General features: G+C 45.5%; 6 protein-coding genes and 1 pseudogene. 4 read left to right on the top strand and 3 right to left on the bottom strand.

The window, feature by feature from the left end; translation table 11 throughout:
• Window positions 1-93: 93 nt before the first annotated feature.
• Both Q0991_RS19310 and Q0991_RS19305 read right to left on the bottom strand, forming a co-directional pair.
• Window positions 94-369, bottom strand: a pseudogene (locus tag Q0991_RS19310) (biphenyl 2,3-dioxygenase); the annotation flags it as partial.
• A 162-nt stretch (window positions 370-531) separates the two neighbouring features.
• The gene (locus tag Q0991_RS19305) at window positions 532-1728 is read right to left on the bottom strand and encodes a site-2 protease family protein (RefSeq protein ID WP_299491577.1); all 1197 of its coding nucleotides are present in this window, start codon (window positions 1726-1728) and stop codon (window positions 532-534) included.
• Between the two features lie 227 nt (window positions 1729-1955).
• Here Q0991_RS19305 and Q0991_RS19300 point away from each other — a divergent pair, with 227 nt between their 5' ends.
• Complete coding sequence (locus Q0991_RS19300; protein WP_299491575.1) at window positions 1956-3746, top strand: M61 family metallopeptidase; 1791 nt, start codon at window positions 1956-1958, stop codon at window positions 3744-3746.
• 438 nt (window positions 3747-4184) lie between these two features.
• Here Q0991_RS19300 and Q0991_RS19295 read toward each other — a convergent pair whose 3' ends face one another.
• Complete coding sequence (locus Q0991_RS19295) at window positions 4185-5783, bottom strand: Hsp70 family protein (RefSeq protein ID WP_299491572.1); 1599 nt, start codon at window positions 5781-5783, stop codon at window positions 4185-4187.
• A gap of 247 nt (window positions 5784-6030) precedes the next feature.
• Here Q0991_RS19295 and Q0991_RS19290 point away from each other — a divergent pair, with 247 nt between their 5' ends.
• The 3 genes from Q0991_RS19290 (at window position 6031) to Q0991_RS19280 (ending at window position 8345) form a co-directional block, all read left to right on the top strand.
• On the top strand, window positions 6031-6504 hold the full coding sequence (locus Q0991_RS19290; protein ID WP_299491570.1) for a hypothetical protein: 474 nt from the start codon (window positions 6031-6033) through the stop codon (window positions 6502-6504).
• Window positions 6505-6627: 123 nt separating this feature from the next.
• Window positions 6628-7383 (top strand): glycosyltransferase family 2 protein, encoded by a 756-nt coding sequence (locus Q0991_RS19285; RefSeq protein ID WP_299491567.1) that lies wholly within the window; start codon window positions 6628-6630, stop codon window positions 7381-7383.
• Window positions 7380-8345 carry an NAD-dependent epimerase/dehydratase family protein gene (locus Q0991_RS19280; protein ID WP_299491565.1) on the top strand — a complete coding sequence of 322 codons (966 nt, stop codon included), beginning with the start codon at window positions 7380-7382 and terminating at the stop codon, window positions 8343-8345. The genes Q0991_RS19285 and Q0991_RS19280 overlap by 4 nt, the downstream gene beginning before the upstream one ends.
• The last annotated feature ends 105 nt before the right edge of the window (window positions 8346-8450 follow it).

The raw sequence follows: 8450 nt of genomic DNA, 5'->3' as shown, positions 1-8450 counted from the left end.
GCAACTGAAACCCCATAAACGACTCAATTACCAGAGAGGCATGAGGGCGCTATCACTGATTCAGAACACATTGTGAAACCCTTGTCATCCCCAAAGCTCCAATTCATGAATAGCGCCTTTAATTTCTACATTCCCAGCATCTACCTTTTGGGACCAAATTCCATCGGCAAAGTCTTTGGCCGTAAAGTAATGCTTTTGGCTGCTTGGATTACTCAGATGCAGGTTATAACGATGCCCGGGTTCAAATTGAAGATCAGACGGGAAAAATTTGAGTTCCCCTGCTTCATTACCTAAGGCAACGTACACATCAACTGCAGGCTGTTTCGCTAAATTGGTTGCTGCGATCGCAACCTCGTTCAAGCTAGACATAACACTCAGCACCCAAACCAGGATGAAGACAGGCACAACGCGACGCAGAAGTACGTTCATAACTGCTCTCCTTCTTATAACAGCGATCAGCACGGGAATAAGGCTTTTATCATACCGCTCTACTCCGCCCCATTAACCAGGGCCATCAGTCTTGACCAGTCCCTACAGCTCTCTGCCAAAATTATCAGTTTTCAAGATGGCATGCTGGAGAAGTACCTGATAATCTGGCGCTAAATCCTGTTCGATAGCTTCTACCTTTGTAAGATATTGATACGACCGTTCCCGATCATTGTTGAGAAAATAACCATAGGCGAGATAAATGAAGCCTGCGGCAGGATTGGTTTTATCATTGATGGGACGTCTTAATTTGGTAAACCGGGTTAACAATTGAATTCCTTCCTCTAGTTGACCCTGCTCAATCAACACACACCCTCTTGTGTTTAAAACAACAGGTAATGCTGAATTCTGTTGATACGCCTGGATTGAATAGGTGTCAGCCTGCTGCAAAGAGTGAGGGGTTAATTGTAGGAAAAAGGTCCAAGCCAGATTGTTGTTCAGCAAAAATAAATAGGGGCTTTTAGGGTGACGTGCAACCGCTTCTTCTAGCACTGATTGGGCATCAACTAATTTCATTTGCTTTATTAATGAGGCCCCTAGGTTAATCAGGGCAACCAAAGAGTCAGGGAAAGACGTAACACATTGGCGAAAAATAGATTCTGCTTCAGAATACTTTTTCGCCTCATATAACTCATACCCCTCCAGAATTTTGCCCGTTGCCAGAATATCTTGAATATCCTTCTCTTGGGCAAAGGGAGTCCGCAGAAGCTGCATACCATCACTGGGATAACTCATGCCACCCAGATTGGCATTATACGGTATTAAATTACCAATAATTAGCAAGATATTCGAGTATAGAAAAACATGGGCAAGGGTCATCCGATTAAGCGTATAAATGGCGTTGCCGGTCACCTTAAGATAAAGGAGCACAAGACCCACTACAATTGCTTGGGCGAGTACCCCACCTAAAATAAACACCATATACTTAGGCTTGAGATATTTTCTGGGAACCTCACCCATATAGGTCAGTCCACCCCCCAAACCATCAGTGATGATGAACAACATTTGGCCAATTTTTGTTTTTAAAATTGGTTTTCCAGTGCCTATGCTAATTTTTCGGATGGGAAAGCCAACACTCATTCCTGCAAGTGCATGACCAAATTCATGGATATAGATATCAAGATATAGACAAACATAAAAAGCAAAAAGATGGAGCAGGGGGAGTGAAAGGTTCAGCTCTGGAAGAACGAGACCAGCAATGATACCAATAAAGATCAGAAATACAAATTCACGAATGCTCATCTGTTCAAGCCCATAAAAGAAAATGACACTCAAAAGTGGAAGACAAGGAGCATTCCCACGCTACATGCCCTAAACCCTTGCCGTGTTGGCAGGTCCAACTTCTCTTAGCATTCCCCAATCAGGCCCGATCTCGTATTTTTCCGTCACTTGCAAACCATGATTCTCTAAGCCAGTTATCTTGCTTCAAATCGATACACTGAAATAGATCAATGTCAGGAGTGAAGCCTATGACTGAAGGAATGGAATCGACATATCTGATAAATGCTCCCCATCCCCCAAGACTTCAGTATGAAGTGGCGATGCCTGATCCTGCCTCTCATTTATTCGAAGTTACGCTCGATTATGCAGTCGAAGATCTCTCTTCCCTCGATTTAAAGTTGCCTGTCTGGACACCGGGGTCGTATCTCGTTCGAGAATATGCGAAACATTTGCAAGATTTTTCTGCAGTAGATGTCCAAGGGCACACTTTAAAATGGCAAAAAATTAGCAAAAATCACTGGCAGGTTTATACGCGTAATACCCATGCAGTCAGGATTCAGTATCGCATTTATGCCCATGAGCTGACGGTACGCACCAATCATTTAGATGCCAGTCATGGCTACTTTAATCCAGGGGCCATGTTTTTCTACATCCCCGGAAGAGAACAAGATGAGATCGCTCTCACCATCCACCCGCCAGATCCAACCTGGCAAGTCACAACCGCCTTAGATCCCTTGCCGGATCAACCCCTCACCTTCCTAGCCAAAAATTTTGACACCCTGGTTGATAGCCCGTTTGAGATCGGTACCCATCAAGTGCATGAGTTTGACGCTTTGGGTAAACCCCACCAACTGGCCATTTGGGGAGCCGGAAATTACGACGTAGACAAGATTATCGCAGACACTCAGAAAATCATTGCAGTCGAGGCTAACCTCTTTGGAGGATTACCCTACGACCGATATTTTTTCCTACTGCATGTGTCGGCCAATGGTTACGGGGGGCTTGAGCACCACAACTGCTGCTCCTTACTCTATTCCCGCTTTGGCTTTCGTAAACCTGACGCTTATAACCGTTTTATGGGATTGGTTGCCCATGAGTTTTTTCATCTTTGGAATGTCAAGCGGATTCGCCCCCAAGCCCTTCATCCCTTTGACTATGACCAGGAAAACTACACGGATGCCCTTTGGTTCTGCGAGGGCGTCACCAGCTTTTATGATCTGATTCTGCCGTACCGAGCAGGGATTTATGACGCCAAATTCTATCTGAAGCTGCTGTCAGAGTCCATTACCCGCCTCCAAGCCATTCCAGGGCGACACACCCAGTCCTTAACAGAGTCTAGTTTTGATACTTGGATTAAACTCTATCGCCCCCACGCCAATACCCGAAACTGCCAGGTCTCCTATTACCTCAAAGGAGAAATCGTCGCTCTCCTCCTCGACTTACAGATCCGCCAACAGCATCAGAACCAGTGTTCTCTAGATGATGTGATGCTGCGTCTTTGGCAAACCTATGGTCAAGAGAATTTGGGCTATACCCGAGACCAGCTCCTTGAGGTCATTGAGTCGATTGCCGAGATGGACCTCAGTCCGTTTTGGCAGAATTATTTAGATGGAACCGTAGAATTGCCTTACGAGGAGTTCTTAAATCCCTTTGGCTTGACCGTGGTTGCTGAGTTTGGGAAACATCCGTTGCCTTACCATGGTTTAACCATCCACAACCCAGCTGGAAAAACCATCATCAAATTTGTAGATATTGCCTCACCCGCCCAGAAGGCTGGTTTAAAGCCCGGTGATGAGTGGTTGGCCTTGGATGGTTTTCGGGTTCAGCCGGATCAGCTTGAGCAACGTTTGCAAGACTATCAAGCAGGGGACTCAGTCTCAATAACCGTGTTTCACGATGATCAACTGGCCACCCATTCGCTCACCCTGGGTGCGCCTGTACCAAAGTCCTACACGGTTAAGCCCGTGCCTGAGCCCACTAGTCTGCAGAAACAAAACTTTAGCCAATGGCTCGGGATTGAGTTGGCGCAACTGATGTAGTTTTCCCTCGTTGCAAAGATGTTAAACCCTCAAAAAACTTGGGAACGCTAAGGGCATATGAACGAAAACTTGCGTCTCCTTTGCCCCTTTGTCGCTTGGTGTGGACTAAGGGGTATTTTGTAACCAATTCCTGAAAATGGGGAAAAGAACAACTTATTCACGGCATCTTCACCATTGGTTGTTACTTTAACTGCAGAGATAAGCAAACCCTTTAAACCTCACTAGCGCGTATGGGTTGTCATCACCATATACGTGCATTCCAACAAACTAGCCCCCAGTCGGGGGCATTTTATTTGCTTATTTTTACTGACACGCTGATGGCAATTGAGATTGCCATTCCGTATTGACACTCAGGTAGTGTGAGGCTCCGAAAGCTAGGATGAAATTGCCTCAGGGGAACTCCTCGGAGTTATCACCCCCCCTGGGGCATTGGATGGTTTAGCCTAGCTGAGCGACCACTTGGTTTTTGAGCAATGTATCTTGGGTTAACAGATCTTCTACACTGATCCGCAGGGTGCGTTGACCATCGACCCAAAACTGAACTTTGATGCGATCGCTCCCCGGATACCCAGGCGGCGCTAACTTCGCCACTTTTCTTGACCCATCCCGATCATTGAGGGGCTGAACCAGGGTCTGGACTTCGGGTAATGGCCGAGTCACCAAGCGATCACCATCGAAAAAGACTTCCGTGCCACTGTTGGTATTGCCCAATTCTCCTAAAATCAATTCAATACTGGGCTGAGCATCGGTAGAAGCGCCTAGAGTCAGCTCAATGGGTTCCTCCATGGGATAGGGTAAACCTGCGGGTATGATTGGATGCCAACGATGGGCCTGTTGGCGGCGGTCCCAGTAGCGAATGCCATAGCTATGGTACAGAAAATCTTTCACCTCTAAGCCTTGAGCCACTTGTAAAGCTCCTTGAGCAATGGCTTCAAAGGGACGGCTGCTGCAAATGTGGCTGTCATCAAAATACTGCTGGACCCAGGTTTGCACCGCAGGAATCTGGCTGGTCCCCCCCACAAGCAAAACGGCTTTAATATCTGCGACCTCTAGACCTTGACGGCGAGCTTGCTGGAGGACCTGGGTCATACTGTCATCCAATCGATCAAAAAATTGATGCTCCTTAAGAATCTGCTCAAATTGCCCTCGGTCTAGCGCCAGTTCATAACTATCAAAGGTTTCCTCATTAAAATAAACCTCGGTGGCCTTGGGCTGCATCGAGAGCTGAATTTTGAGCCGCTCTGCTAAGCGGGTGGTCAGGGGTGTTATGGCGAGTTGTTGGGTTTTAGCAAAGTGATCCACCAGCCAATGATCAATATCCGTTCCTCCCAAATTCTGCCCAGCTTTGGCGAGCACACGGGCCGACTGAGGTCGTTGTTTCGAGGTATCTGCTAGATTTTTATCTCCCCACTTAAGGATAAAACCCAAAGGCTGGGTTTTCTGCTGCGAGGGATTGAGCTGGACCAGCGAGAGATCGAAGGTGCCACCGCCAAAATCAACCACGAGCAGGACATCTTGCTCGGCTTTACCATAGCCTAATGCCGCTGCAGTGGGTTCATCAATCATGCGAACCTGATCAACCTGCAGATCTTGGCAGACTTGCCCCAGCCAATGGCGATAGGTTTCGAAGCTATCGACGGGAACGGTGAGCACTAGAGAGTCCTTGACATCGGGATAGGTGGTTTGGAGCTGCTGGAGAATCGTCTGTAAAAACCACTGCCCCACCTGCTCAAACTGAACCGTTTGGCCATCCAGTTCAGGCAAAAACCCTTGGACCTTGGAACCAATACCCCGCTTGAAACTGCGGAAAAAACGGGGATCGTTTTGGATATCGAGGCCGCGATCTCGCACCTGCTGCCCAACACATACTTTATTTTCAGCCGCCTGCTCCACATAGAGCAGACTAGGGATAAGGTCAGGATTTTGGGCCGTCTGATAGCTCAAACCGGGCAGATTAAGGATTTCAGATTGCTCCGTAACCGGGTTCCAACGAGCAACAACGGTATTGCTGGTACCAAAATCAATTGCGTAACTCAAGAGACTGACCGCTCACTGACAAAAGATGGATAACGATTGAGACATGGCCTTCACAACTCAGCATTTCAGACCCAAATACCTTAGGACTAAAGGACACAAACCTGAAGATGTGCGTTTAAGACTGAGGCCTTTCTCATTCAATTAGTATACAAAAGAGATCAAATGGCTTCCGATAGCGCTGAAGCATTCGCTCCAGTGGATGCCAACGATCCACGGAACCCTGTGAACCTTCACGGTAGACAACGCCATGAATATGCTATATCCCTGCGGCTTAAGCCTGATAATTGGCCTCTTCAGCCTATTTCCTTCAGCAGCACTCTCTTTTGCCACGCATCCAATAGTGTTTCCCCAGTCAGGAAGTCATATTTTCTGGATCGCTCAAGGGGTCGTGCAGTCTGCACAACCGCCTCAACCCATTGCCTTACCGGATGCGATTCAACAGGCCGTCTTGCAAGATATTTCCCAACAGACGGGCGATGCCAAAGATCGTTTTCAAATCATTCAAGCTCAAAAACGAACTTGGCCAGATGGCTGTCTGGGACTAGCTTCGCCTGATATTTTATGCACAATGGCCCTAGTCGAAGGGTGGCAAGTACAAGTCTCCAATGGATCGCAGACCTGGACATACCGTACCGATGCATTAGGAGCAGTGGTGAAAGTAGAATCTCCTGCGGTTATGCCTGTCGTGCCATCTTCCAATCCCGACCCAAACAGCCGATAGGGTAACTGGTTTTAGGGTAATGCTGAACCAGAATTACAGTTTATTTAATTTGCAATTCTAAGCCACAAGTCGTTCGTAGTATAGTCAGGTTAATATTGCAAATGCATAGCGTCAAGTTCATATATGAAGGTCTCAATTATTACTGTTTCTTACAATAGTGCCGACACTATTCAAGACACTATTAAAACAATCTACATGCAAACATATACCAATTTTGAACATATCATCATTGATAACAACTCAGACGATGATACGGCCAAAATAGTAAAGCCATTCTTAAATCAAAAAAGCATTTTTATATCTGAGCCTGATCAAGGTATTTATGATGCGATGAACAAAGGAATCAGGCTGGCAAAAGGTGATATTATTGGTATTTTGAATGCCGATGATATTTATGCCAATAAAGATGTTATTTTAGATATTATAGAAACATTTGAAAAAGAAAAAGTCGATTGCGTTTTTGGCGACTTAGTCTATGTCAGGCCTAATAATTTAAACCAAATTGTCCGTTACTATCGTTCAGCTAATTTTCATCCTAAATTATTCGCTTACGGCTGGATGCCAGCCCATCCTACCGTGTTTATCAAGCGGCAAGCTTATGAACGCTATGGTCTTTTTCAAATAGACTACAAGATAGCAGCAGACTATGAGTTAATGATTCGTTTTTTAGCAAAACATAAGATTTCTTACAAATACATCCCCAAAGTCATGGTAAAAATGAGAACTGGTGGAGTGAGTACTCTCAATTGGAAAAGTAACTGGATTCTGAATCAAGAGATTATCCGAGGTTGTGCAGAAAATGATATTGATACAACAATCCTAAAGGTGTGGTCGAAGTACTTTACCAAAGTCTTTCAGCTTATCCGCAGGCCTAAATGAATATTCTTATCACGGGTGCTAATGGGTTTGTTGGCTCAGCACTCTGCCAAGCAACATGGCCAGCCAATACATTAGTATTGGCTGCTGTTAGATCTGAAGATGCTATCTCTGCTTGCCCCAGTCATGTTAAGCCCCTCGTTATTCACTCTTTATTTGACTTAGTTCAACGCACAGACATTTTGTCGCAGATAGATTGTGTCATTCATCTTGCGGCTCGCGTTCATCAAAAGACGGAGACATTTGCTGATTCTTTGCCTGCTTTTCTCGAATTGAATACGTTTGCTACAGCAGAGCTTGCAAAAGCTGCTGTTAAGGCAAAGGTTAAGCGCTTTATCTACCTAAGTTCTATTAAGGTTTTTGGCAGCACATCGACAGAACAACACTCTTTTAATGAGTTAGATCCCCTAACCCCTGATGATCCCTATGGATACAGTAAACAACAAGCCGAAAGGTTGTTAAGCGTAATTGCTGATAATACTGATTTAGAAGTTGTTATCTTGAGACCGCCTTTAGTATATGGCCCTGGCGTTAAAGCCAACTTCTTGCAACTGTTAAAGGCAGTACAAGCTGGTATACCTTTACCTTTAGCTCAAGTGAACAATTGCCGCAGCTTACTTTTTGTTGGCAATCTCATTGATGCCATTTTGACATGCGTAACACATCCATCTGCCGCAAATCAGATTTTTATCGTGAGCGATGGTGAAGATATATCGACATCGGACTTACTGAACCGCACCGGCTTGGCCCTAAATCGCCCAACACCTTTGTTTCCCTTGCCGCTATCATGGTTAAAAGTTTTAGGGTACTGTACCGGAAGAACATCTCAAGTAGATCGGCTACTCAGTTCATTTTCTACCGATAGTGGGAAAATTCGTAAGATGTTGGACTGGCAACCTCCTTTTACGCTTGAGCAGGGATTATTGGCTACTGTGACTTGGTATTTACAATCTCAACAAAGGTAAGATTTTGGTCGTGCATCAAAAAAGTGTGGGTTTGTTAAACCTATAGGGAGTTGAGTTATCCTATTCCCTGATGCAATGTCTTCTATGTGGTCACCCCAAGACCCA

It is taken from the genome of Acaryochloris sp. IP29b_bin.137, assembly GCF_028285745.1.
Lineage (GTDB): Bacteria > Cyanobacteriota > Cyanobacteriia > Thermosynechococcales > Thermosynechococcaceae > Acaryochloris.
This window is presented reverse-complemented; position numbering and strand designations above follow the sequence as displayed.

Bases quoted from the DNA above. Each gene is read 5' to 3' on its own strand.
- Q0991_RS19305 (WP_299491577.1), bottom strand. From the start codon at position 1,728: ATGAGCATTCGTGAATTTGTATTTCTGATCTTTATTGGTATCATTGCT.
- Q0991_RS19300 (WP_299491575.1), top strand. From the start codon at position 1,956: ATGACTGAAGGAATGGAATCGACATATCTGATAAATGCTCCCCATCCC.
- Q0991_RS19290 (WP_299491570.1), top strand. From the start codon at position 6,031: ATGAATATGCTATATCCCTGCGGCTTAAGCCTGATAATTGGCCTCTTC.
- Q0991_RS19285 (WP_299491567.1), top strand. From the start codon at position 6,628: ATGAAGGTCTCAATTATTACTGTTTCTTACAATAGTGCCGACACTATT.
- Q0991_RS19280 (WP_299491565.1), top strand. From the start codon at position 7,380: ATGAATATTCTTATCACGGGTGCTAATGGGTTTGTTGGCTCAGCACTC.